Origin of the sequence: Flavobacterium sp. 140616W15, from assembly GCF_003668995.1 — a bacterium.
Classification (GTDB): Bacteria; Bacteroidota; Bacteroidia; order Flavobacteriales; family Flavobacteriaceae; genus Flavobacterium.
Genome location: NZ_CP033068.1, coordinates 418,814 through 444,950 on the forward strand (window position 1 = coordinate 418,814; position 26,137 = coordinate 444,950).

Below are 26,137 nucleotides of genomic sequence, written 5' to 3' on the forward strand. Positions count from 1 at the left end.
AAACCGAAATTACAACAAACGATCACTGTAAGCTTAAGTTGTAAACTGTGACAGATAATTGTAATATGTAAATTGAAAACTGAGCGTAGCGACTGAAATAAACTGTTATAAAAAAAAACACCCGATGTTCTTATATGAGAATGTCGGGTGTTTTATATATTGTGTTTTATTTAGTTCACAGAGGCTTTTTTATTAGCTCTAATCATGAAGTAAGCTCCAACTATTATAAATGGAATACTTAGCCATTGTCCTGTTGAAAATAAGCCTAATTCGCTTTCTATACCGCCTTGGCTTTCTTTTACAAATTCGACTATGAAACGAACTACAAATAAAAGAACTAAAAATAAACCAAATAAATATCCTGGTTTTTGGCTTGCATTTGTTTTCCAGTATAAATAGTAAAGAATAGCGAATACAAAAATGTAGCAAAATCCTTCGTATAGTTGAGTAGGATGTTTTACTGGAACCTGAGCTAATAAATCAGCAAATTTTGGATCAGTTGCAATTGCATTGTATGCTTCTTTTGGATTAGCAATTTGTGTTTTGTTTATAGCATCATTTTTGCTAAAAGTATCATGTAAGAAACGAATTCCAAAAACAGAATCAGTTTCTTTTCCAATGATTTCTGAGTTAAAGAAGTTGCCTAAACGTACAAATATTGCTCCACTAGCAACAGGAAGGACAACTCTATCTAGGATCCATAATAAGGGACGTTTTAATATTTTTTTGCTGTAATAGTACATTGCAATGATAATTGAAACTGCTGCACCATGACTAGCTAAACCTTGGTAACCTGTAAACTCAAAATTTGGACTAAAACGGAATGGTAAGAAAATTTCTGAAATATGATTTCTGTAATATTCCCAGTCATAAAATAATACGTGTCCTAAACGAGCTCCAATCAAAGTAGCCAAAACTGTCCATATAAAAAGAGAGTCTAATTTGTCGATAGGTTCATTTTCACGTTCGAAAATTCGTTTCATTATGTACCATCCCAATCCAAAGGCGATTACGAACATTAGGCTGTAATATCGAATCATGAAAAAACCTAAATCTATTCCTTCCGAAGGATTCCAAACAATGTTTAAAGCGTGTATCATGTAGTAATATATTTTTATGTTGTAAAAATAAAATTTTAAAATAGAGTTATACTTTATAAAAAGTTAATGTTTTAGATTGCATTTCTTCTCGGGAACGGGGTCGTAGCCACTTCCTCCCCAAGGATTACAACTGAGTATTCGTTTGATCCCTAAATAGCCACCATACAATAAACCGTGAGTTTGCAGTGCTTGTATCATGTAGCTTGAGCACGTTGGTTCAAAACGGCAAGCTGCAGGTGTAAAGGGTGATATCGCATTTTGATAAAACCGTACAAGTAAAACAAATGGATATATTACTATTTTTGATAACATACTTTGTTAGTAATCAGTGTTCAGAAAAAGTATTAAAAGGGTATTTTAATTTTTATAAACTGAGCTAAAAGCCTTTTTGCTATACACTAAATGAAGTTCCATCTTTTCCATCTTTTAATTGAATACCTAATTCAATTAATTGATCTCTGATTTGATCAGAAAGTGCAAAGTTTTTATCAGCTCTTGCTTGATTTCTCATTTCGATTAACATAGTTACAACTCCTTCTAATTTATCATTATTAGCATCTGAGACTTTTTCATCTTTTAAACCTAAAACATCAAAAACAAAAGCTTTTAATGAAGTTGACAGGTTGTTTAAATCTTCAGAAGTAATAGTTTCTTTATTATCTTTTAATAAATTAATATAACGAACAGCTTCAAATAGCTGTGCAATTAAAATAGGAGTGTTAAAGTCATCATTCATAGCGTCGTAGCATAGTTGTTTCCAACTAGCTATATCAATCGATGAAGAAGAATTTGTAGTAATAGAATCTAGAGAGTCAAGAGCTTCCATTAATCTTTTGTATCCTTTTTCGGCAGCAACAATGGCATCATCCGAAAAATCTAAGATACTTCGGTAATGTGCTTGTAACATAAAAAAACGAGCTACAGAAGCAGAAAATGGTTTGCTTAGGATAGTATTTTCTCCGCTTAAAATCTCACCAGGTAAAATGTTGTTACCAGTAGATTTTGCCATTTTCTTTCCGTTTAGGGTAAGCATATTGGCATGCATCCAATAATTTACGGGGCTTTGTCCTGTACAAGCTTCATTTTGTGCAATTTCGCATTCATGATGTGGGAATTTTAAATCCATACCACCTCCGTGAATGTCAAAATGATTGCCTAGATATTTAGTGCTCATTGCAGTACATTCAAGATGCCAACCTGGGAAACCATCGCTCCAAGGTGAAGGCCATCTCATAATATGTTGTGTTTCTGCTTTTTTCCAAAGAGCAAAATCCTGAGGGTTTCTTTTGTCCGATTGACCATCAAGATCACGGGTATTAGCTAGCATATCTTCGATATTTCGTCCGCTTAAAATGCCGTAATTGTTGGTTTCATTATATTTTACAACATCAAAATAAACTGATCCATTGGCTTCATAACCAATTCCAGTATCAATTATTTTTTTGACAATCTCGATTTGCTCAATAATATGCCCAGTAGCAGTAGGTTCAATACTTGGAGGTAGAAAATTAAAAGCTTTCAGGATTTCATGAAAATCTACAGTATAACGCTGTACAATTTCCATAGGCTCCAATTGCTCTATGCGAGCTTTTTTTGCAATTTTGTCCTCGCCTTCATCTACATCATCTACAATATGACCAACATCGGTAATATTTCGAACATAGCGTACTTTATAGTCCAGATGCGAAAAATATCTAAAAATCACATCAAATGACATAAAAGTTCTAACATTTCCTAAGTGAACATTACTGTAGACTGTAGGTCCGCAAACATACATTCCAACATTTCCTTCATGGATTGGATTGAAATTTTCTTTTTCACCTGAAAGTGAATTATATATTTTTAGATGTTGACTTGTATATAAAGGCATGTTATTTTACTATTTGATTGTTCTAATTGTTGATTTGTTTAATCGTGTAAACGTTTATCGCTAGCTGTATTTTGTTCTTTAGAAAGATAGTATTTTTTTAAACTATTTATCTGATTGCAAATTTTTTCAATTTTTTCAATTTTTTCTCGACAGCTTGCGTATTCATCTTCTGATAATTAATTTAAATCCTTTGATATAATTAAATGATTTAAAGTTTCCATTGCAGATGAATATGAGATAGTTAAGAAATGTGCTTTGTCTTTATTAGTATTTCTAGAGGTTCCTTCTGCAATATTTGTTGCTATTGAAGATGAACTTCTTTTTATTTGAGAAGTTATTCCGAATGTTTCATTTGAGGGAAAATTACTAGTCAATTTGTAAATATCCAAAATAAACATTCTTGAGTTTTGCCAGACTTCTAACTTCTCAAAGGAAAATATGTACATTTTTATTTAATTACAGTTAATCGTTAATCCGTTTTCGATTAACCAAATTAACGATTAACCGATTAAACTAGAACTGAGTTTCTAATTTAATGTAATCTAAAAATTCTCTTCTTGTTTGAGGATCTTTAAATTTACCACCAAATTCAGATGTTACAGTACTACTTTCAATATCTTTAATTCCTCTTGAGTTTACACAAAGGTGTTTTGCATCTATAACGCAAGCTACGTCTTCAGTACCAAGGGCTCTTTGTAATTCCTGAACAATTTGCATAGTTAAGCGCTCTTGAACTTGAGGTCTTTTTGAGTAATACTCAACAATTCTGTTCATTTTTGATAGGCCAATTACTCTTCCGTTAGAGATGTAAGCAACATGAGCTCTTCCTATAATTGGTAATAAATGGTGTTCGCAGGTAGAATAAAGCGTAATGTTTTTTTCAACCAACATTTCGCCATATTTATAATTATTATCAAAAGTAGATGCTTTAGGTTTTCTTACAGGATTAAGTCCTCCAAAAATTTCTTTAACAAACATTTTTGCTACTCTGTTTGGAGTACCTTTTAAACTGTCATCAGTTAAGTCCATTCCAAGTGTAATCAGAATATTTTCAACATCTTTCTTTATCTTTTCAATTTTTTCATCGTCAGTAATTGCAAAAGCATCTTCTCTAATTGGGTTTTGCGCACTTGATCCGATGTGATTGTCACCTATTTCGTCTAAAAAATCTTCGTTATTTATCATTAAAAACTACTATTATAATGGGTATATCTTTTTGAGTGCGTAAAGATAATTAATAAAAGGGAAACAGTTTCTATCGTTTGTATTATTTAATGTACAGTTTTTAGATATACATTAATTTATGTGTACGTATGTGCTTGATACATAAATGGCAACAACGATTAATCGTTGTTGCCATTTGCATATTATTAACTATTTGTTTTTTGTAGTGGTTGCTATTTTTTAGCATTATATACTAGAAGAGCTTCTTTTAAAACTGTAACTGCTTGAATTAAATCTTCTTTGTTTAATACGTAAGCAATACGTACTTGGTTTAATCCCATTCCTGGAGTTGAGTAAAATCCTGCTGCAGGAGCAATCATTACCGTTTTACCATTGTAGTCGTAACTTTCTAAAAGCCATTGTGCAAAATCATCTGCATTAGTAATAGGTAGTTGAGCAATACAATAAAAAGCACCTTTAGGTTTAGTTACTATTACGCCTTCTATTTTATTAAGCTCTGCTATTAAGGTATCTCTTCGCCCTCTGTATTCAGAAATTACTTCATCAAAATAGCTTTGCGGTGTATCGATAGCAGCCTCACAAGCAATTTGTTCAACAGTAGGAGGGCTTAAACGTGCTTGAGCAAATTTCATTACTGTAGCAATAACTTCTTTGTTTTTTGAAATTAAACATCCAATTCTTGCGCCACACATACTGTAACGTTTAGAAACTGAATCGACCATGATTACGTTTTGTTCAATGCCTTTTAAGTTCATTACAGAATAATGAATATCTCCATCATAAGTAAACTCACGATATACTTCGTCAGCAATTAAATATAAATCATGTTTCTTAACTAAATCTGCTAGTTGCAAAATTTCAGATTCAGAATATAAATATCCAGTTGGATTTCCTGGGTTACATATTAATATAGCTTTTGTTTTTGGTGTAATCAGTTTTTCGAAAGAAGCAATACTTGGCAGTGCAAAAGCAGTTTCAATACTAGAAATAACGGGAACTACTGTAGCGCCTGTTGATGCTGAAAAAGCATTGTAATTAGCGTAAAAAGGTTCAGGGATAATAATTTCGTCTCCTGGATCGGTAATTGTTGCTAATGCAAAAAGCAAAGCTTCAGAACCTCCAGTTGTAATAATTATATCTTCTTTGTTTACATTTACGTTCTGATGTTGGTAAAATTGAGCTAGTTTTTTTCTATAACTTTCATAGCCAGCCGATGGGCTGTATTCAATAATACTTAAATCAATATTTTTTATGGCCGAGATGGCGGCTTCGGGTGTCTTTATATCAGGTTGTCCAATGTTTAAGTGATACACTTTATGTCCTTTTTTCTTAGCTATATCAGCATAAGGAGCTAGTTTTCGTATCGGTGATTCGGGCATGTTTTTGCCTTTGTTTGAAATTTTTGGCATGATGTAAATTATTGAAGTGCAAATTTGCGGTTTTTTTTCGAATTTAACGTAAACAATATAAGTAGTTGTTAATTTGTATTAATTAACTAAAATTTTAGTATTTTTATAAGAAATACTCTTAATGAAAAGAAAAATTACTTTGTTTTTTTTGCAAATAATCACCTTTACTGCATTTTCGCAGCAGGGATTTGTTATTGATAAACATATAGATAAGGTTACAATTCCTTTTAAATTAATAAATAATTTGGTTTTTATACCTATTAAAGTAAATGGTGTTGAATTAAATTTTTTATTAGATTCTGGAGTTGATGATACTGTGCTTTTTAGTTTAGAAGATAAAAAAGAGGTTCGATTTTTTAATATTAAAAAAATAAAACTAAGAGGACTAGGTATCGAAGAATCTATTGAGGGGTTGAAGTCTACCAATAATACTTTAGAAGTAGATGGTTTAAAATCTACAGATAACCTTTTGTATGTTATATTGGATCAGGAGTTTAATTTGTCCTCACATATAGGTATTCCTGTAAATGGAATCATCGGCTATCAGTTCTTTAAAGATAATTTGATTGAGATAAATTATCATTCTAAAAAAATTACCGTTCATAGAGCTACCGATAAGTATAATAATAGGTTAGAAAAAAAATTCAAAAAAATCCCGATCACAATCGAGAGAGCTAAGCCTTATCTTTATTCGAATGCAGTTATCGATAGCCTTGGAATTTCTGCAAAGTTGCTTGTTGATACTGGCAATAGCGATGCTTTTTGGATTTTTCAAAATCCGAATATTAAATTACCAGTGAAAAACTTTGAAGATTATTTAGGAAAAGGATTTAGTGGTGATATTGAAGGAAGAAGAGCTAGAATTCCTAAATTTTCTATTGGTGACTTTGATTTTATTCACCCTATTGTTGCTTTTCCGGATTCTAGTTCCGTACGAAATGTAAAAATGGTTCCTGATAGAATAGGTTCAGTTGGTGGTGAAATATTAAGAAGATTTACTGTAGTTTTTGACTATAAAGGTCAAAAAATGTATCTAAAGAAAAACAAAGAATTCCCTCATCCTTTTACATATAATAAAAGTGGAATTGTTATTCAGCATAATGGATTACAATGGGTGCAAGAAACGGTACATTTAGAAACAGTTCCTATTGTAAAAAATTCATCTAGTGATGCAACAGAAAAGATAAGTAATGATTTTAGGTACAAGTTTCTATTAAAACCTGTTTTTGAAATTGCAAATATTAGGAAAAAATCTGCGGCAGAACGATCTGGATTGAGAAATGGAGACATTATTATTAGTATTAATAAAAATTTGGCTTATAAATATTCTTTAGAGCAAATAAATAGATTACTGAAATCTGAAGACGATATATGGATAAGTTTAGAAATTGAAAGAGATAGTCAGTTATTGAAATTCAAATTTCAGTTGACCGATGAATTATAGTCTTGTCTTAACTTCCATAGATAAGTCAGTTTGGGGTAAGTTGTTGTTTGTTAATGTGTAAGTTGTTTAATTGTTTCGGTGATAGGAGGTTAATTAGTTTTGTTTTTTGTGTTTATAAATTGTTTTTGTAGTTTTAACAAAAAATTAATAATACTATATGTCCAAAAAATACTTTGCAAAACTAAAATTGCTTTTGTTTTTACTTACTTTATTTTTGTTGCCTATTAAAAATTTCGGACAATGTGCGGGCTTGGATTCAAAAACAAGCATATGTGATATTCCTAATCCTGCGAGTCAATCCATTAATTTATTTGCATTGCTAGATGGAAATCCTACAGCAGGTGGTACTTGGACAGATGATGATTTTTCGCAAGGATTAGATAGGGCTACAGGAATTTTGAATGCTCAGTTAATAAGAGAAAGTGGATTTTATAGATTTACTTATACAGTTTCAGGAGTAACAGGTTGTGTTGATAATTCGGCTACAATAACTGTTGCAATTGGAGGATATGCTGGAATTTCAGGACCAACAGGGGCTGCATGTACAGATGCTACTGCATATGATTTATTTCATGTTTTTAATGGTGCTTTTTTAAGTCCACAATCTAATGGTAAATGGTATAACAATACTATAAATAGTCCAGTTAATGGTAGTATTATTGATCCTAAGGATTTAGGAGTAGGTACTTATCAATTTACCTATTCAATTCCTGCTATAGGAGATTGTGCTGGACCTGTTTCCTCAATTGTTTCTGTTACCGTTTATAGAGCTCCAGAAGCAGGTAATCCTTCTAATTTGTTGTTATGTGATAGTGATGATTTATCCATTTATTCTAATCTGGATTTAAATGATCAACTTTCTGGTGAAGATCCAAATGGACAATGGACAGATAATGAGAATACAGGAGAGATAACAAGTAGAAATGATCATTTTGTAGATGTTCAAAAAATTTATGAAACCCATGGCGAGGGTATTTATACTTTTACCTATACCGTTAGTAATACTCCGCATCCTATTTGTAAAATTGATTTTGCAACGGTAAGAATACGAATAGAAAAAAGAATTGATCTTACAGGAGCTACTTTGGTTGTGAGCTCTGATATATGTGAACCAGATATTCTTAGAGCCACTTATTCGGCAAAGCTTACAAGCGGAGCAAAAATTATTCCTAATGGACAGTATAATGTTACTTACAAAATATCAGGTCCATCATCGGAAACAAGAACAGAATTGTTGACTATTAATAATGGTTCTGTAACTTTTTCGTTGCCGTCAATATTTTTTCAGAAGGTAGGTCAATATAAAATCGAAATCAAAGAATTTAATGCTTTTGAAACCGAAGGCGCTTGTGTTACTATAATCAATAACTTATCAGATGATCTAACGATACATCCAATTCCTAAGTTGGATTCGGCAAAAATAAAAATCGACCCGGTTTGTCAAAATAAAAGTGCGCTGGTACAAATTACGGGAGCTTCAAGTCTTCCAAATGGAAGATATAGTATTAATTATAAAGTAACGGGGGCAAATAATACCAATGCACAAGTAGCTTCGATTACTGTTGCAAATGGAGCAACAAGTTTTATAATACCATCAACTTTAACTGCTAAGGATGGAAGTTCATTAGTTGTAATTACGAATATTACGAATACTCTTGTAGGTTGTACAAATACTGCAAATGTATCAGGAAATATGGTAGTTAATCCTTTGCCTAATTCAATTGATATTAAGATAGAAATAAAAGATTATTGCTTAAATGAACCAGTACCAGTTTCAATTTCTGGACTTGGAACGTTAAAAAACATTACAATTCTGTACACTATTTCCGGAAGTAATTTGGCCCCAACACAAATAATAACCTTAGCTGTATCAAGTGGGAAAGCGAGTTTTGTTATTCCTCAAAATCTACTTGCTAATACAGGGGCGACCAGAGTTACAATTACAAAAGTTACAAATAATGAAACAACTTGTGATATTGTACCTACAGGTTTATTTGATGATTTCTTGATAAATACCATTCCGATTGCGCCAGCAACGAGTCTTCAAATATTTTGTAAATCAGATGGAGCTACAGTTGCTAATTTAGTACCTAACGGAACACAATATAAATGGTATGATTCTGTCACTGCTATTACACCTTTGTCTGCTACAACGGTATTGGTTTCAGGAAATTATTATGTTAAAGAAACAGCGCTTTCAGGCGGATGTGTATCGCCAGCAAATAGGAGTGTTGTTACTATAAATGATATAGCAGCGCCAGTATTAAAACCAAAAGGCCAAGAATTTTGCGGAATAAATAATCCTACAATTGCTGATTTGTCTAATAATACCAATGCTTCTGCTTCGATAGTTTGGTATGATGCTCAAGATAACGGAAACCAGTTAACTAATGCAACTTTGCTTCAGGACAATACAATATATTATGGGTTTGATTTTTCAACTACTACCAATTGTTTTTCGAATGATGTTTTGATTGCAAAAGTTTCGCTTACAAATTGTTCTACTACAGAATATGCAGATTTCTTTATCCCCGACGGATTTTCTCCAAATGGAGATGGTACAAACGACACTTATGCAATTCCCGATATAGACTTTTTATATCCCGATTATACACTCGAAATTTATAATAGATATGGGAACTTAATGTTTAAAGGCAATAAAAATAAACCAGATTGGGATGGTAAAAATTCTGATTCCAAAATAATTGATGGAGTAGCTCCAAATGGTGTTTATTTTTATGTTGTCCATTTTAATAAAGATAATAGGCCGCCTTTACAAGGTCGTCTTTATTTAAATCGATAATTCCTATTTAATTTAATTTTCAAATGAAAAAAATAATACTAATTATAAGTTTTCTTTTCTACATCATTGACACATCTGCTCAGCAAGATCCAGAATACACACATTATATGTATAATATGAGTATGGTAAATCCAGCGTATGCAACAGGAACTCCATCAATGTTAAATTTAGGAACTTTATACAGAATACAATGGGTTGGAGCAGTTGGTGCACCTAAAACATTTAATTTTTTTGGACATACTTCCTTGAGTAATAAAATAGAAGCGGGAGTCTCATTGATTTCTGATGATATAGGGGATGGTGCTAAAAAAGAGAATAATTTTTATGCCGATTTTGCATACATACTTGAACTAGGAGGAAATAACAAGCTTTCACTAGGATTAAAAGCAGGACTTACTTCTTTGCAAACAAATTTTAATGGATTCCAATTTCAGAGTGGAGATGTAACTACCGATTTGGCTTTCGCCGAAAACATCAATGTTACCAAGCCTAATATTGGTATAGGGGCTTATTATTTTACAGATAAATTTTATGTTGGATTATCGGCACCAAATTTATTGAAGTCTAAACATATTGAAGAAAAATCGGGTATAAACGCATATGGTTCCGAAGATATTCATACTTTTTTAACTGCAGGATATGTTTTTCAGCTTAGTGATATCTTTAAACTGAAACCCGCTTTTATGTCTAGATTCGTTGTTGGAGCACCCGCTTCTGTAGATATAACTGCCAATGTTTTGTATAATGAAAGATTTGAACTGGGAGCTGCTTACAGAGTAAATGATGCAGTTAGTGTTTTAATGAATGTAAACGTAACCAAAGCAATTCGAGTAGGTTATGCATATGATTATACCACAACCAATTTTGGTCAATTTAATTCTGGAACACATGAGATTATGCTTCTTTTTGATTTAGATTTATTAGGAAAAGGATATGATAAATCACCAAGATTCTTTTAAAATGAAAAATATGAAAAAATTACTAGTTATTATATTCGTATTTTCAATACAGTTTGTTTGCGCTCAAGACCAGAATCTTGTTCGGGCAAAGCGATTTTTTGATAAAACATATTACAGTGAAGCCATTCCATTATATGAAAAATTGTTTCAGAGAAGCCTTCGGCAGAAGCCATAAAAAATTTAGCCGACTCCTATTATTATACCAATGATTTAAAGAAAGCACAACAATATTATAGACTTCTGATTAAAAATTATGACAAAGATTTAGATAGAAACTACTATTTTAAATATGCTCATGCACTTAAAGCAACTAATAGTTACCAGGAGGCAAATGACGTTTTAAAACAATACTATTCTAAAAACAGTCAAGATTATTTAGATTTTGAAAACGCTACAAAAGAACTCGAGAATGTTTCGGCAATCGGAGACAGGTATAGGATTAAAAATCTAGCCATAAATACCAAAAATTCTGAGTTTGGAGCAGTAAAATATGGAGATAGTTTGGTTTTTGCAGCAGTAAAAAAGAAGCCAGGATTGTTTGATAAAATGTATAAATGGGATAATGAAACCTATCTTAATTTAGTTTCGGCGCCAATAAATAAGATAAAAGCAGGAGATTCGATTGCTTATTATTTCGCAAAAGAATTAAAAACAGGAATGCACGAATCTAATGCTGTTTTTACAAAAGATGGTAAAACCATTTATTTTACAAGAAATAATTATAAAAACGGAAGGAGAGGAAAAAATGATGATAAAATCTCGAATCTTCAAATTTTTAGAGCGGAACTCATAAAAGGGAAATGGAAAAATGTGATATCATTACCGTTTAATAGTGGCAACTATTCAGTAGAACATCCAGCGTTGAGTTCTGATGAAAAAACATTGTATTTTGCTTCCGATATGCCAGGGACATTAGGCTCATTTGATATCTTTTCGGTAGCAATAAATGAAGGGGCATATGGGAATCCTCAGAACTTAGGAGCACTTATTAATACAGATAAGAGAGAGCAGTTTCCGTTTGTTTCAAAAGATAATAAACTCTATTTCTCATCAGATGGGCATTTGGGTTACGGTTCGCTTGATGTATTTGTTTCAGAAATTAAAGATAGAACCTATACAAAACCTCTCAATGTCGGTCTGCCATTAAATTCAAATTTGGATGATTTCTCGTTTACTATAGATTCAGATACCAAAGAAGGGTATTTTGCATCGAATAGAGCAGGAGGAAAAGGAAGTGACGATATCTATCAATTAAACGAAATCAAGCCATTACTAATTGAAGATTGTAAGCAGCTCATTACGGGAGTAATTACAGATATTGATACAAAACTACCATTAGAAAATGCTGTGGTTATTCTTCAACAGGAAGAAAGCAAGGAGTTGCGTACGATTGTAACTTCAGCTGATGGTAAATTTAATTTTAAAGTAGCTTGTGAATTATCCTATACGATTTCGGCATCTAAAGAAAATTATACCGATAATTCCAGAACCTTAGTTCTTGATAAAACTAGAGGAAAAAGTAATGACGCTTCGATGGCGCTTAAATCTCTTGAGGTTATAAAACAAGAAGAGAAAAAATTAGCTGAAGAGAAAAAACAAAAAGAAGCATTGGAGTTGGTTGTTTTAAAAGCGAATGAAGCTAAAGCTAAAGCGGATGAAATTGCTCAGATCGAAATTAAGAAAAAAGAAAAAGCAGTAAAGGCTGTTGCAGACCAAAAAGAAAAGATAGAAAAGATTATTGCCCAAGAAAAAGATGTAGTAAGAGACAAAGACCGATTAATTATAAAGACGGATCCTATTTATTTTGATTACGATTTGTGGTATATAAGAAAAGAATCTAAGGTTATTTTAAACAGGGTTTATGAATTAATGAAGAAATATCCAGATATGGTAGTAGAGATTGGTTCACACACCGATTCTAGAGGTAATTATAAATACAATGCCAATCTGTCTCAAAAAAGAGCACAATCTACCAAAGAGTATTTGATAGATTCCGGAATTGATAAAAAGAGAATTATCGCAAAAGGATACGGAGAGTCTGTGCCAATTGTAAAATGTAAAACAGACGATGCTTGTAACGAAGAGCAACACGAATTAAATAGACGTAGTGAATTTGTAATTAAGAATTTATAAATCGTTCTGTTGTTTTAAAATAAAAAGGCTTCTAAATAAATCAATATTTTGTTTAGAAGCCTTTCTTTTGGTCACTTTTTTATTTAATTTTATAAGATATATGAACTTAAAATATTTAATTATGAAGAATCTAGTCCTGCCTTTTTTGCTTGTGTCTTGTGTTGTGCTTCAGAGCTGCAAAAAAAATGAAACTCAGAAGGAAGCTGCTAAATCAGAAGCTGAAAGTATTGTAAGTGTTCAATGTTATAAAGCTCTTTATGAAAAAGATACTATAGATTTAAAATTGAATACTCTAAAAGATGGAAAAATAAGTGGGGATCTAGTCATGAAAATGTATGGTACGCCACAAAAGAATGGAGAAGTCATTGGAGAGTTTAAAGGAGATACTTTATTTGTAGATTATACTTTTATTGAAGGAACAAAGAAAGATGTAAAGTTTAAAAATCCTATGGCATTTTTAAAACGAGATAAACAACTCATTTTAGGTAATGGAACTATGGAAACATATTTAGGTAGAACTTATTTTGCTAAAGGTAAGCCTATCGATTTTGATCGTGTAAAATATAAGTTTGAAACTACAGACTGTGTTGATAAATAAACAAGCAAAAGCAAATCAATAAAAAATGGCTTCCTAGAATTTAGGAAGCCATTTGTGTTTATGGGAATTTAATTTGAATACTAATTAGATACTACTCCTTTAATTTTTAAAGCGACACGACCCTCTGGGTAATTTACGGCATTAGTTTCAACGGTAATTGTTTTTCTTATTGGCCCTGGAGGCATATTAAATTTCACTTCAATTTTTCCTGATTTTCCAGGCATAATTGCAGCACTTGGTTTAGATACAATACTAATACCTGCTGTAGATTGTACTGATGTGATCATGAGGGGGGAATCTCCAGAGTTAGTAAATTCAAAAGCCTTAGCTCCGTTGTCACCTTTACTTACTGTACCATAATCAATAGTATTATCCTTGGCAGCAAAATCAATTTTTGGGCCGTTTTGAGCAAGACCAATGGTTGTAACCATTAAGATTGCTATAAATGAGGCTACTTTCTTCATTTGATATTGTTTTAAGTTATTAAGTAAATATACTTTCTTTTAATTAATACACAAATTATTAATTCGCTTTTTATAGTGTACTTAATTATTTACTTTTGTCATCTATAATGAATACAAAAATCAAACCAAAGTGTAAATGTTCATTTGTTTACCCTTTTAAACGCTTATTTAATTGATAAAAAGGCAATTAAAAAAAGGGAAGATAAATAGATGATTAAACAAATTAACGATTAAATATATCCAAGATAAAATGACAATTCCAGCACAATTTGACGCTAAAACAATCGAAAACAAATGGTATGACTACTGGATGAAAAATAATTATTTTCATTCGGAGCCAGATCATAGAACGCCTTATACAATTGTAATTCCCCCTCCTAATGTTACTGGAGTCTTGCATATGGGACATATGCTAAACAATACAATTCAAGATGTATTGATAAGAAGAGCGCGTCTTAAAGGATTTAATGCTTGTTGGGTTCCGGGAACAGATCATGCATCGATTGCTACAGAAGCTAAAGTTGTTGCTAAATTAAAAGCAGAAGGAATTAATAAAAATGATTTAACGCGTGAAGAGTTTTTAGCACATGCTTGGGAGTGGACAGATAAGTATGGTGGTGTAATCTTGGATCAGTTAAAAAAATTAGGAGCTTCTTGCGATTGGGAACGTACTAAATTTACAATGGATCCAGATATGTCGGCTTCGGTAATTCGTTCGTTTGTTGATTTGTATAACAAAGGATTGATTTATAGAGGATACCGAATGGTAAACTGGGATCCTGAAGCAAAAACGACTTTGTCTGACGAAGAAGTTATTTATGAAGAACAACAAGGAAAATTATTTTTCTTAAAATATAAAATTGAAGGAACAGAAGAGTTTTTAACAATTGCTACAACGCGACCAGAAACTATTTTTGGAGATACTGCTATTTGTATCAATCCAAATGATGAACGTTTTACACATTTAAAAGGTAAAAAAGCAATTGTACCTATTTGTGGAAGAGTAATCCCTATTATCGAAGATGAATATGTAGATGTAGAGTTCGGAACAGGATGTCTTAAAGTGACTCCTGCACACGACATGAACGATAAGACGCTAGGAGAGAAGCATAATCTGGAAATTGTAGATATTTTTAATGAAGACGCTACACTTAATAGTTTTGGATTACATTACCAAGGAAAAGATCGTTTCGTGGTTCGTACCGAAATTGCAAAAGAACTAGAAGAAATTGGAGCTTTGGCTAAGACAGAGATTCACCTTAATAAAGTAGGAACTTCAGAGAGAACCAAAGCAGTTATCGAACCAAGATTATCGGATCAATGGTTCTTGAAAATGGAAGAATTAGTAAAACCAGCAATTAAATCTGTTTTAGTTGATGGAGATATTAAATTACACCCAAAACGTTTTGAAAATACTTATGCACATTGGTTAAATAATATTCGTGATTGGAATATCTCTCGTCAGTTATGGTGGGGACAACAAATTCCAGCTTATTTTTACGGAGACGGTAAAGAAGATTTTGTTGTTGCTGAAAACATTGAAGATGCATTAAAATTAGCACAGGAAAAAACTTCAAATCCGAAACTTGAAACAAAAGATCTTAGACAAGATGTTGATGCTTTGGACACTTGGTTTTCTTCTTGGCTTTGGCCAATGTCGGTTTTTGGAGGAATTATGGATCCAGAAAGCGAGGACTTTAAATATTACTATCCAACAAACGACTTAGTAACAGGTCCGGACATTTTATTTTTCTGGGTTGCCAGAATGATTATTGCAGGTTACGAATATGCAGGTGAAAAACCATTTACAAATGTATATCTAACAGGATTAGTACGAGATAAACAACGTCGTAAGATGTCTAAGTCATTAGGTAATTCACCTGATCCTTTAGATTTAATAGATACATTTGGTGCAGATGGAGTACGTGTAGGATTGCTTTTAAGCGCTTCTGCAGGAAATGACATCATGTTTGATGAAGAGTTGTGTAATCAAGGAAAAGCGTTTTCAAATAAGATTTGGAATGCTCTTAAATTGATCAAAGGATGGGAAGTTTCAGAAACAATTCCACAACCAGAATCATCAAAAGTAGCAATCGAATGGTTTGAGGCAAAGTTTCAGCAAGCATTAGTTGATATTGAGGATAATTTTGAAAAATACAGAATTTCTGATTCATTAATGGCAATTTATAAATTGGTATGGGACGATTTCTGTTCTTTATTCCTTGAAATGATTAAACCAGCTTACCAACAGCCAATTGATAAAAAGACATTTGATAAAGCAATCGAAATTTTAGAAAATAACTTGAAATTGCTTCATCCGTTTATGCCTTTCCTAACAGAAGAAATATGGCATATACTTGCTGAAAGAACTCCTGAAGAAGCTTTAATTGTTTCGACTTGGCCAGAATTAAAACCATTTGATACAAAATTAATTACTGATTTTGAAAATTCGGTTGAAGTGATTTCTGGTATCAGAACGATTCGTAAAGAAAAGAATATTGCAATGAAAGATAGTATTGAATTAAAAGCGATTAACAGCGAGAAATTTTCTACTTATTTTGACTCTGTAATAACTAAACTAGGAAATATAGCTGCTTTCGAATACGTTTCGGATAAAGTAGACGGAGCTTTGTCATTTCGAGTAAAGTCTAATGAATATTTTATCCCAATAACTGGGGGGAATATTGATGTTGAAGCTGAAATTGCAAAATTAAATGCAGAGTTGGTTTACACGCAAGGTTTCTTGAAATCAGTTCAATCTAAATTAGCAAATGAAAAATTTGTTGCAGGAGCGCCAGAGAAAGTTTTGGCTAACGAAAAACAAAAAGAAGCTGATGCTTTAGCAAAAATTGCTACAATAGAGCAAAGTTTAGCTGGTTTGAAATAAGTAGCTAGATTTTTTTAAATATAAAAACCCGACAAATTTTTAAAATTTGTCGGGTTTTTTATTTTCAGATAGTAGCGTTTCTCGCATTTTACTTTTACTTACTTCTTCCGAGTTAAAAACAGAAACAAAGGATAAGAAGCCACTGTGATACCAACTATGATTGTAAAGCTTTCTGGGTCACTATATATGAATCCGATTAGTAATGCTAATGAAACAAGAATTGCTAATATGGTTGTCCAAGGATACCAAAATGAGCGATAAGGTCTTGGTAAGTCAGGTTCTGTGATTCGCAGTTTTATAAGCGAAAAATAAGCCAATCCCCAAACAATAATAGAGGTAAAGGCGGCAAAGGAAAATAATACTTCAAAGGAACCGATGAAAATTAAAAACAAGCTAAATAATGAAGAGACTAAAAGAGCAACGATTGGGGTTCCACCTTTGTTTACAGTTGTTCCTTTTTCAATAAAAAAGCCATCACGACTTAATCCGTATAGAATCCTTGGCGGAATCATCATAAAGGCGTTCAAGATACTAATTAAAGAAAAAATTGCGATTACAGTGACTATAATAGCACCATTCTTCCCGAAGATAATGTTTGCTACATCGGCAGCTGCCAGATTAGACTTAGCCAAAGTTTCGATTGGTAAAACATGAAAGAATGCAATATTTAATAAAACATAAATAGCAATTACAAGTAGTGCGCCACTATATAAAGAACGTGGGATGTTTTTACTTGGATTGTCATTTTCTTCTGCAAAAAAGCAAACACCATTCCAGCCATTATAGGTACCGATGATAAGCTGAAGTGATTTGAAAAATCCAAATAGAAGTCCAATCTCAAAAAAAGAACCCTCTTTTTGAATTGGAGGTAATTTTACTCCAGAGTACATAAAACAAGCGATTACCAAGGCTACAAAACAAATAACTTTAATAAAACTGGTAATCTGTTGGATAGCACTGCCGTTTTTTACACCACTTAAATGTAGCAATACAAATACAATTAATAATAATATGGCAATTTCTGTTGAATAGTTTCCTAGACCAGGAAATAGGATAATAAGGTATTCGCTAATAACGATACAGTAAAATGCGGGCGGAATTACATTGGTGATATAATCAAACCAACCCGATAAAAAGCCTGCATAATTACCAAAAGCTCTTTTGATATAATTATAAGATCCTCCAGCTTTAGGAAGCATAGTTGCTAGTTCAGCATATGAATTGGCACCTATTAAGATAAAAAGACCACCAAAAAGCCAAGAAGCAATAATAAGCCAATAATTATCTAACATCCCAGCGATAGTACCAGGTGTTCGTAAGATTCCAACTCCTATTGTTCCTCCAATTAATACCGCAATATTAAAGCTCAGTCCCAGACTTTTCTTTAATTGGTTCTTTTTGGAATCTGACATATTTAGATTTTATTTTTTTGAATTATTAAGTCCACAAAAGTAGTGTAAATTAGAGTGTCTTTTTTAAAACAAAAAACCTCGTTTAATAATAAACGAGGTTTTTTGTTTTAGGAAACGGAAATTGTATCTTAGAATTTATATCTTAAGCTTGTCATTACCTGACGAGGTGCAATAGGATTCACACTATAATTCTCGTGAACAGTATAATTTAATTCGTTTGTAATGTTTGATAATTTACATAAGATAGAGAATTTATTCCATTCATAACCAGCTGAAACATCAATTGTAGTATATCCTTCTAATGGGATTTCTCTGTCGTTAATTCCGTTTGGTTTAGTTGAGTCATATTGACTGTTCCATCCACCAGTTCTTTTACCAATATAGTTTCCGACAGCACCAAAAGTTATTCCTTTTAATACTCCAGTAGGTAATTTATAAAAGAAGCTTAAATTAGCTGTATTTGCAGGTGTTCTTGCTAAACGATCTCCTTCAATAAAACTTCCTGCTTTTCCAGATGTTTTAGTATAACGCATATCATTATAGCTATATCCTGCAATAATGTTTAATCCTTCAACTGGTTTTGCTGTAATGTCAATTTCTATACCTTTACTTTTTGTTTCTCCACTTAAAGCTTTAAAGGTGGCATCTGAATTTAGTGTTCCATCAGCTTTAAATTCAGCTGTTTGAACTAAATTGTTATTTGTAATCTGATATACAGTAACATTAGTACTTAATAGACCTTTAAGGAATTCTGTTTTAATTCCTACTTCGTATTGGTCAATAATTGATGCCTTTAAGGGTTGTGAATCAACAGTTATTCCTGTATTTGGTGTAAAAGAGCTAGAGTAGCTACCAAATAAAGAGATTTCTTTTGTAGGTTGGAATATTAATCCCACTTTTGGAGAAAAAGCATTATCTAATTTTTTATCACCTACAGCTGCTACAGCATTTTCAGGAGCTACGGTTTGAACTCCTCCTGCAAATTTTTCTTTATAAGTTGTAACCTCTGCTTCTTGCCAAGACCAACGAATACCAGCTAATACTTTTATTTTATCTGTAATAGAAATCAAGTCTTGAAAATAAACTCCAAAACGATTGGTATCTGTTTTTAAGATTTGAGTAGCTCTTGCATTAGGGATATCGTTTCTTTGTGTCGAAGGATCGAAGTCAAAAAGGTTGATTCTGTCATAAATGCTTGGATCAATTTTGCCATTTACCATAATAGCTTTTTCACTGAAAGCATAAGTATAAGCAGTTGCAAATGAATTTTCCCAATCAGCACCTGCAAATATTTGGTGTTTTACAGATCCAGTATTAAAATTTCCTTGTATGCTTAATTGGTCTCCAAGTATTTGTTCTAAGTTTTTACCTTGTGTTAATCCTCTATTCCAGTAACCAGGAGTTGGATATACTTTAATATCATCTAAATTAGATAACTGAGCTGTTGACTTTTGAGTTCTGTCATAAGTTTGAAAAGAAGCATTGAAATTAAGTTTCCAATTTTTATTGAAATCATGATTTAATAATGCTGATGCACTGGCAGATTTAGTATTACCATTTGACCAAAGAGATCCGTAAAATGAATTACGGGGTAAATCAAGAATTTGTTTACCTATAATTCCTGTTCCAAAATCTGGAGTCCAATCTGCTGTTAAATAATCTCCCTGAACTGTAATTTGCGTTTTAGAGTTTAGAACAAAAAGTAAGGAAGGATTTACATATAAACGCTCATTTTTCACAACATCTCTGAAGCTTTCTGAGTTTTCGTAAGATCCATTAATTCTAAAAGCGATAGATTTACTAAGAGGCCCGTAAAAATCAAATGAAGGTTTATAGAACGAATAGCTTCCCATTTGCATTGATATTTCACCACCACTTTTAAAAGAAGGAGTTTTGGTTACCAGATTTAATATTCCACCTGGAGCTACATTACCGAATAATAAAGCAGAACCACCTTTAAGAAATTCAACTTTTTCTAAACCAGATACATCAGGAATAGAACCAGTATTATAACGAAAACCATTTTTAAACATATTGTTAGTAGACATGTCGTAACCTCTCGAGAAGAAAGATTCTTGAGCACCACCACGTGCAGATCCTACATAAATACCATTTGCGTTTTTTATAACGTCACTCAATCGTATCGCTTGTTGCTGCTCGATTATTTCGCTGCCTATTATTTGTATGTTTTGAGGATTGTCCATTGGTTTTAAGCCAGAACGAACTGCTGTAACTGGTTTAGGCTCTCTATTAGTAGTAATAATAACTTCATTAAGTACTTCGCCTTTTTTGTTTTTTACTGTATCAGTAATTGCTGTTGCAGTATCGCGGTTATCAGTTGTGTTTGCTCTTCCTTGTGCAAAACCTGACAGACCGAATAATAAACCTAGTGTAGGCAATAATATATATTTCATGTTTGTTTATTTGGAATAAAAAAAAATAACGATGCAAAAGTAATATCTAAGTTTTTATTTTCAAAACTTATTTAGATTAATTACAATTAGTTTTTAACAAATTTTTATAATTTGTTTGATAGCCCAAAAAAAGAAGGAAACCTTCGTTAGTATTAACTTAAGTTTCCTTCTTTTTTATTTGTTATTAACAATGCTATTTATTTAACCTCTATAGAATAAGTAGCCATTTTCCAGATCTCATCATATTTTTTTCCATTATGCTCACCACCACTTTTCTCAGTGTGAGCAAACTCTACCATATATTGTCCAGACCAAATTGGTGTAAATTCAAATTGTCCTTTCTCATCAGTATATAATTCTTTTTCCCAGCCATTAGGTGCGATTACTTTAATTTTTTGTTTTTTGGCAGCAACTCCATCATACGAAGCAATACCAGTTATTTTTGTGTTTTTCTTTGCTACATTAGCATTTTCAGAAAACAATCGAATTGTATTTTTGTTTGCTTCAGCAGTATTACCTGCTGTTTTGTTACCAACAACTACTGTCGCGCTTGAATTATAGTCTAATTTCATTGTACCATATACATCCTTTACCGTGTGTTGCATTACTACAGTATATACGCCATCTTCATCAGGAGTAAAGAATGCTTGGTATTTTTTGTCTAAAGCAGTTGGGGTTAATTTAATTTCTTTTTTAGATGGACTTATCAAAGTCAATGAAAAATCTTTTAAATCAGAAAACCATTTAGCAGCAGGAGTAATATCGTTATCTGAAAATTCCCCAAAGTATATAGAAATTTCTTGTGGTTTTCCTTTTGTACCTGTTGCTTTGGTTTCTATCCATAGCGCATGAGCAAATAATTGAGGGCTTAGTAATACAGTTAATAAAACTACTAGAGTTTTTAGGGGTGTTAATTTCATAATGAAAGTATTTAAGTTTCTTTGATAAATAATTATAGTGATCTCATTAATCTTGAAATCGTTAACAAAATTATAATTTAATATTTGTTTTCACAATATTTATTTAGACTAATTATTAATAAAAATTTAAGAAATTCCTTTTTATACTTATAACAAAAAATATATTGTGGTTCAGCTTTAACTTCTATTTCGACTATTGGCTATCTTGGGTTTTTAATTGTACCACCAATGGTTGGTTTTATCTCCGAATTTCTAAGCATGAAATGGGATTTTTTAATCATGGCTTTTTTAGGCGGAATGATGATTTTAATGGTGAATAAAATTGGAGTAGAGGAGGAGGTTTTAAGGTGCAGAGTGACAAAGGTGCAGAGTGACAAAGGTGCAGAGTGACAAAGGTTCTAAGGGGTTAAGTTTTTAGCATTTTTTGTTTTTATGCTATCGCGAGCGTCTCGCTCGTGATTATTGTTTTATCTCAAATACACCTATCATTTCGTTTAAGAGCTTGGGTTCTTCTTTTGTAATTCTGTCTTCTTGTTCGGCTACAATAATGATATCCGTTATATAATCATATTCTATTCTACTTTTTATTTTTCCTCGTTTTAGAATTTTATTCAATTTATCTTCACGAACATAATCCAGATTCTGATTTTTTATTTCTTTCCAAAAATATTCAACAAATTCCCCTGAGCCTTCATTGAAAATTGTAAATACACTTTCAATTTTATATTTTAAAGAAGAAATTTTTTTATATTCAGGGCTTGGGTTTAGAGCACTATTTTTCCATTCAATATGGCATTTTTCTACATCAGATAGATTCTCTTCTGTCCACATGTATGGAGGAAATTTTTTAAATGCTTTAATTGCAATATCAATTGCTTTAGAGAGTTTTATAGCTTCAGTTTCATAATTTGCTTTTTGTTTCATAAAAGATTTATTTCTTAGCTATTTGGATTTATTTTTAGAATAATCATTTTTTATCGCTTTAACCAGTTCGATGATTCCGTATATAATTAAGTGTAGTGTTAGAAATGCTAAACCATAAAATAAGACCGATAAAGAACCTCCATATTTAAAATTATTTTCATCTGAAAAAATATAAAGCATGAAAAGGGTATAGGCTGAAAATACGATTAAGTTTAGTTTGAAGCTTTTCTTTTTGGTCAAGATGAAACCTAAACAAAAATAAAAAAATACAACAATGTAGCACAAATATAAAAACGAGAAGTCTGAATCAGTTGGAAACATTCAAAATGTATTTATTAATGTCGTATTTCAGTTTTTATAACTTTAAAAGAACTATTTCTTAACCATAACAAACTTCTCCGAAGATAATTTTCCTTGAAGTTTCCCTGAAATTTCTGCTGTCAAAGTATTATTAGCATCTTTTGTATAGCTGATTTTTTGAGGATAATCGTGTTTTGGATTTTCGAAAACCAATCCTTTTTCAGTAGAGGCAGTCAACTCAAAAGCAACTGGTTCATCGTTATTTTGCCCTTTTACAGTAGCGTTATAAGTTAAGATTTCTCCTTTTTGCTGTAGTTTGATTGTTTCAAAATGAATCGTGTCTTTTCCTTTAATGAAATAAGAACTTCCTTGAAAAGTACTATCATTTACTTTACTCCATGTTTCAGTTAAAGTGCCTTGTGGAGTAACATTCTCCCATTTTCCAATAAGCCAGTCAGCAGCTTTTATTTTGTCTTTCTCAGGAGACTCAGCTTTTTTGCAAGAAACAATAGCTAATAAAAGAATTATGAGGGTAATTTTTTGAAACATTAATTTGAATATTAGGTGGTTATTTTGAAATGCTAAATTATAAAAAAAAGAATAGTGAAATGAGAAAATGAGAAAATGAGAAAATGAGAAAATGAGAAAATGAGAAAATGAGAAAATGTGAAAATGTGAAAATGTGAAAATGTGAAAATGTGAAAATGTGAAAATGTGAAAATGTGAAATATAAATGGTAAACATCTAATCTCTTATTTTACATCTGCCTCTTTACATCTTGTCTCGGCCATTTTACACGCATAGATTTAACTTCTTCATATCTAGTGCGAACTACAAAGGATAGCATAAACGAGTTCTTTGGTAGGTTTTTGATCTTTTAGTTTCTCTCTAACGGTATCAAAATCTACTTTAAAGTCGCAGCCTAATTTATAATTGCCACAACCATAAGCCGTTTTTCCTTTCATAATCGTTCCTTTTTTGCATTTAGGACACGCTAAAGAGTCTGGTGTTGCTGTTGAAGTTGCTTTAGGCGTTGCTTTTTTAGGTTCTAGTTTGAGTTTGTAGTTTTCTTCAAAACGAATCAAACCTTCTACTGTACCAGCATCGGTTTTAAAGCCTTTTATGTTTACAGTTGATCCTTTCTGAACTAATCTTAAATATTGGTTTTCTGATATTTTTTTGTCTGCAAAAGTATAAGGCAATACAAAATCACAACCTGCTTTATAATTGCCACAACCATAAGCTGATTTTCCTTTTATAAGGGTTGCTTTTTGACATTTCGGACAGGTTTCTGCTAAAATTCCTGCGGCTTTCTTTTTCTCAACTTTGGCAACTTCTTTTTGCACGCTTCCTGCATGCGAAATATTAGCATGTCTGGTTTCGCTTCGTACTTCATATACCAAAGCTTCAACCATGCGTTTCATGTTAATAATAAAAGCACCAGCGGTATAAGCACCTTTCTCAATGTCTTTTAACTGCTTTTCCCAAGAACCAGTAAGTTCTGCCGACTTTATTAATTCATTCTGAATAGTCTCAATAAGCTGAATACCAGTTGGAGTAGGTAGAACCTGTTTCTTATTTCGAACAATATATTGACGCTTAAAAAGTGTTTCAATAATGTTGGCTCGTGTAGATGGACGTCCGATACCGTTTTCTTTCATCAGTTCGCGTAAATCCTCATCGTCTACCTGTTTACCTGCAGTCTCCATAGCACGCAGTAAAGTTGCCTCTGTAAACTGATTGGGCGGTTTGGTTTCTTTTTCTAAAAACGAAGGTTCGTGCGGGCCTTTTTCTCCCACAACAAAATTCGGCAATAGATCAGCTTCTTTTTCTTTAGCATTCGGATCTTCAAAAACAACACGGAATCCTTTTTTTAAGATTACTTTACCAGTAGTTTTAAAACTTACATCGGCCGCTTTTCCGATAACGGTAGTATTCGCAACTAAACAATCATCGTAAAACACAGCAATAAATCGCTTTGTAATAATATCATACACTTGTTGCTGATTGTATTGCAAATTAGATTGTATCCCTGTTGGAATAATCGCGTGGTGATCTGTTACTTTTTTATCATTAAAAACCTTTGGTGATTTTTTAATCTTTTTTTCTAAAAGTGGTTGGGTTAATGTTGCATAATTAGTTAAATTTTGCAAAATGCCAGGTACTTTAGGGTAAATGTCATTTGGTAAAAATGTGGTATCAACTCTAGGGTAGGTGACTACTTTTTGTTCGTATAATGTTTGAACAATTTTAAGGGTTTCATCTGCCGAAAATCCAAATTTTGTATTGCAATATACCTGTAAGCCTGTTAAATCAAACAGTTTAGGAGCATATTCATTACCATTCTTTTTATCGATAGAGACAATTTCAAAATCACTTTCTTTTACTTTATTGGCCAAAAGTTCTCCGTCTTCTTTCTTCAGGAAGCGCCCTTCTTCATAGCTAAAAAGTGTTTCTCTGTATAAGGTTTGTAACTCCCAGTAGGGTTGAGGTTTAAAATTTTCAATTTCTTTAAAACGGTCAACTACCATAGCTAATGTTGGGGTTTGTACCCTTCCAATAGATAATACTTGTTTGTAGCCACCGTGCTTAACAGTGTACAAGCGGGTAGCATTCATACCCAATAACCAGTCGCCGATGGCTCTGGAAAACCCTGCATAGTATAAATTATCGTAGTTAGCAGAAGGTTTTAGATTTTCAAAACCTTCTTTTATAGCTTCGGTAGTTAATGATGAAATCCATAAACGCTGTACTTCGCCTTTATAATTGGCTTCGTTCATAACCCAACGCTGAATAAGTTCTCCTTCTTGTCCAGCATCCCCGCAGTTTATAACCAGTTCGGCTTTGTCAAATAACGTCTTTATGATTTTAAATTGCTTCTGAATACCTGAATTCTGGACTACTTTGGTTTCAAATTTTTCAGGAAGCATCGGTAGGTTGTTCAAATCCCAACTTTTCCAATGCGGTTTGTAGTCGTTAGGTTCTTTTAAGGTACATAAATGGCCGAAGGTGTAGGTTACAGCATAGCCGTTGCCTTCATAATACCCATCGTGTTTGGTATTGGCTCCTAAAACGGATGCGATTTCTCGTGCTACACTTGGTTTCTCAGCAATACAGACCTTCATTTTTCTCCTTCTAATTTGAATCGCGAAATTAAGGATTTTTTATAAGAAAGGAGCAAAGGTTCTTAGGAACAAAGGCACAAAGATGTGAAGTTGCTGAGTTGCAGAGGTACAAAGTTGCAGAGTTGAAAAAGAGATAAAGGTTTTATGTTTCACGCAGATTTTAAGTGATTCAAGCAGATAGGCGCAGAGA

Annotated in this window: 19 protein-coding genes; 6 read left to right on the top strand and 13 right to left on the bottom strand. The window is 32.3% G+C overall.

Annotation, left to right across the window (positions count from 1 at the left end; genetic code table 11):
- Positions 1 to 170: 170 nt before the first annotated feature.
- The 6 genes from lgt to EAG11_RS01880 form a co-directional block, all read right to left on the bottom strand.
- Complete coding sequence (gene lgt / locus EAG11_RS01855) at positions 171 to 1,100, bottom strand: prolipoprotein diacylglyceryl transferase (protein WP_129537626.1); 930 nt, start codon at positions 1,098 to 1,100, stop codon at positions 171 to 173.
- A gap of 63 nt (positions 1,101 to 1,163) precedes the next feature.
- Positions 1,164 to 1,412: a membrane protein insertion efficiency factor YidD gene (yidD, locus tag EAG11_RS01860; protein ID WP_129537627.1), complete on the bottom strand. Its 249-nt coding sequence runs from the start codon at positions 1,410 to 1,412 to the stop codon at positions 1,164 to 1,166.
- A gap of 79 nt (positions 1,413 to 1,491) precedes the next feature.
- Positions 1,492 to 2,970 carry a cysteine--tRNA ligase gene (gene cysS, locus EAG11_RS01865; protein ID WP_129537628.1) on the bottom strand — a complete coding sequence of 493 codons (1,479 nt, stop codon included), beginning with the start codon at positions 2,968 to 2,970 and terminating at the stop codon, positions 1,492 to 1,494.
- Between the two features lie 176 nt (positions 2,971 to 3,146).
- The gene (locus EAG11_RS01870; protein WP_242499240.1) at positions 3,147 to 3,416 is read right to left on the bottom strand and encodes a four helix bundle protein; all 270 of its coding nucleotides are present in this window, start codon (positions 3,414 to 3,416) and stop codon (positions 3,147 to 3,149) included.
- Positions 3,417 to 3,483: 67 nt separating this feature from the next.
- The gene (folE, locus tag EAG11_RS01875; RefSeq protein WP_129537629.1) at positions 3,484 to 4,155 is read right to left on the bottom strand and encodes a GTP cyclohydrolase I FolE; all 672 of its coding nucleotides are present in this window, start codon (positions 4,153 to 4,155) and stop codon (positions 3,484 to 3,486) included.
- Positions 4,156 to 4,367: 212 nt separating this feature from the next.
- A complete protein-coding gene (locus EAG11_RS01880; RefSeq protein WP_129537630.1) occupies positions 4,368 to 5,564 on the bottom strand; it encodes a pyridoxal phosphate-dependent aminotransferase in 1,197 nt (398 codons plus the stop codon).
- A gap of 121 nt (positions 5,565 to 5,685) precedes the next feature.
- Between EAG11_RS01880 and EAG11_RS01885 the strand changes: the two genes are divergently transcribed.
- The 5 genes from EAG11_RS01885 to EAG11_RS01905 all read left to right on the top strand — a co-directional run bounded on the left by EAG11_RS01885 (position 5,686) and on the right by EAG11_RS01905 (position 13,501).
- Entirely contained in the window at positions 5,686 to 7,008 is a 1,323-nt protein-coding gene (locus EAG11_RS01885; protein WP_129537631.1) for an aspartyl protease family protein, read from the top strand.
- A gap of 157 nt (positions 7,009 to 7,165) precedes the next feature.
- A complete protein-coding gene (locus EAG11_RS01890; RefSeq protein ID WP_129537632.1) occupies positions 7,166 to 9,811 on the top strand; it encodes a gliding motility-associated C-terminal domain-containing protein in 2,646 nt (881 codons plus the stop codon).
- A 23-nt stretch (positions 9,812 to 9,834) separates the two neighbouring features.
- Positions 9,835 to 10,770 carry a type IX secretion system membrane protein PorP/SprF gene (locus EAG11_RS01895; protein ID WP_129537633.1) on the top strand — a complete coding sequence of 312 codons (936 nt, stop codon included), beginning with the start codon at positions 9,835 to 9,837 and terminating at the stop codon, positions 10,768 to 10,770.
- A 501-nt stretch (positions 10,771 to 11,271) separates the two neighbouring features.
- Complete coding sequence (locus EAG11_RS01900) at positions 11,272 to 12,903, top strand: OmpA family protein (protein ID WP_242499241.1); 1,632 nt, start codon at positions 11,272 to 11,274, stop codon at positions 12,901 to 12,903.
- A gap of 121 nt (positions 12,904 to 13,024) precedes the next feature.
- Complete coding sequence (locus tag EAG11_RS01905) at positions 13,025 to 13,501, top strand: hypothetical protein (RefSeq protein ID WP_129537634.1); 477 nt, start codon at positions 13,025 to 13,027, stop codon at positions 13,499 to 13,501.
- Positions 13,502 to 13,581: 80 nt separating this feature from the next.
- On the opposite strand, the gene EAG11_RS01910 is transcribed toward EAG11_RS01905, so the two are convergent.
- Positions 13,582 to 13,965 (bottom strand): DUF1573 domain-containing protein, encoded by a 384-nt coding sequence (locus tag EAG11_RS01910; RefSeq protein WP_129537635.1) that lies wholly within the window; start codon positions 13,963 to 13,965, stop codon positions 13,582 to 13,584.
- A 250-nt stretch (positions 13,966 to 14,215) separates the two neighbouring features.
- Here EAG11_RS01910 and EAG11_RS01915 point away from each other — a divergent pair, with 250 nt between their 5' ends.
- Positions 14,216 to 16,852, top strand: coding sequence for a valine--tRNA ligase (locus EAG11_RS01915; RefSeq protein WP_129537636.1), 2,637 nt, complete (start codon positions 14,216 to 14,218; stop codon positions 16,850 to 16,852).
- 98 nt (positions 16,853 to 16,950) lie between these two features.
- On the opposite strand, the gene EAG11_RS01920 is transcribed toward EAG11_RS01915, so the two are convergent.
- The 6 genes from EAG11_RS01920 to EAG11_RS01950 form a co-directional block, all read right to left on the bottom strand.
- The gene (locus EAG11_RS01920; protein ID WP_129537637.1) at positions 16,951 to 18,264 is read right to left on the bottom strand and encodes an APC family permease; all 1,314 of its coding nucleotides are present in this window, start codon (positions 18,262 to 18,264) and stop codon (positions 16,951 to 16,953) included.
- 128 nt (positions 18,265 to 18,392) lie between these two features.
- The gene (locus EAG11_RS01925; RefSeq protein WP_129537638.1) at positions 18,393 to 20,678 is read right to left on the bottom strand and encodes a TonB-dependent siderophore receptor; all 2,286 of its coding nucleotides are present in this window, start codon (positions 20,676 to 20,678) and stop codon (positions 18,393 to 18,395) included.
- 197 nt (positions 20,679 to 20,875) lie between these two features.
- A complete protein-coding gene (locus EAG11_RS01930) occupies positions 20,876 to 21,598 on the bottom strand; it encodes a DUF4198 domain-containing protein (RefSeq protein ID WP_129537639.1) in 723 nt (240 codons plus the stop codon).
- Between the two features lie 459 nt (positions 21,599 to 22,057).
- On the bottom strand, positions 22,058 to 22,522 hold the full coding sequence (locus tag EAG11_RS01940) for a hypothetical protein (RefSeq protein WP_129537640.1): 465 nt from the start codon (positions 22,520 to 22,522) through the stop codon (positions 22,058 to 22,060).
- A gap of 372 nt (positions 22,523 to 22,894) precedes the next feature.
- Positions 22,895 to 23,371, bottom strand: coding sequence for a DUF6265 family protein (locus EAG11_RS01945; protein WP_129541011.1), 477 nt, complete (start codon positions 23,369 to 23,371; stop codon positions 22,895 to 22,897).
- 272 nt (positions 23,372 to 23,643) lie between these two features.
- On the bottom strand, positions 23,644 to 25,947 hold the full coding sequence (locus EAG11_RS01950; RefSeq protein ID WP_129537641.1) for a type IA DNA topoisomerase: 2,304 nt from the start codon (positions 25,945 to 25,947) through the stop codon (positions 23,644 to 23,646).
- Positions 25,948 to 26,137 lie beyond the last annotated feature (190 nt).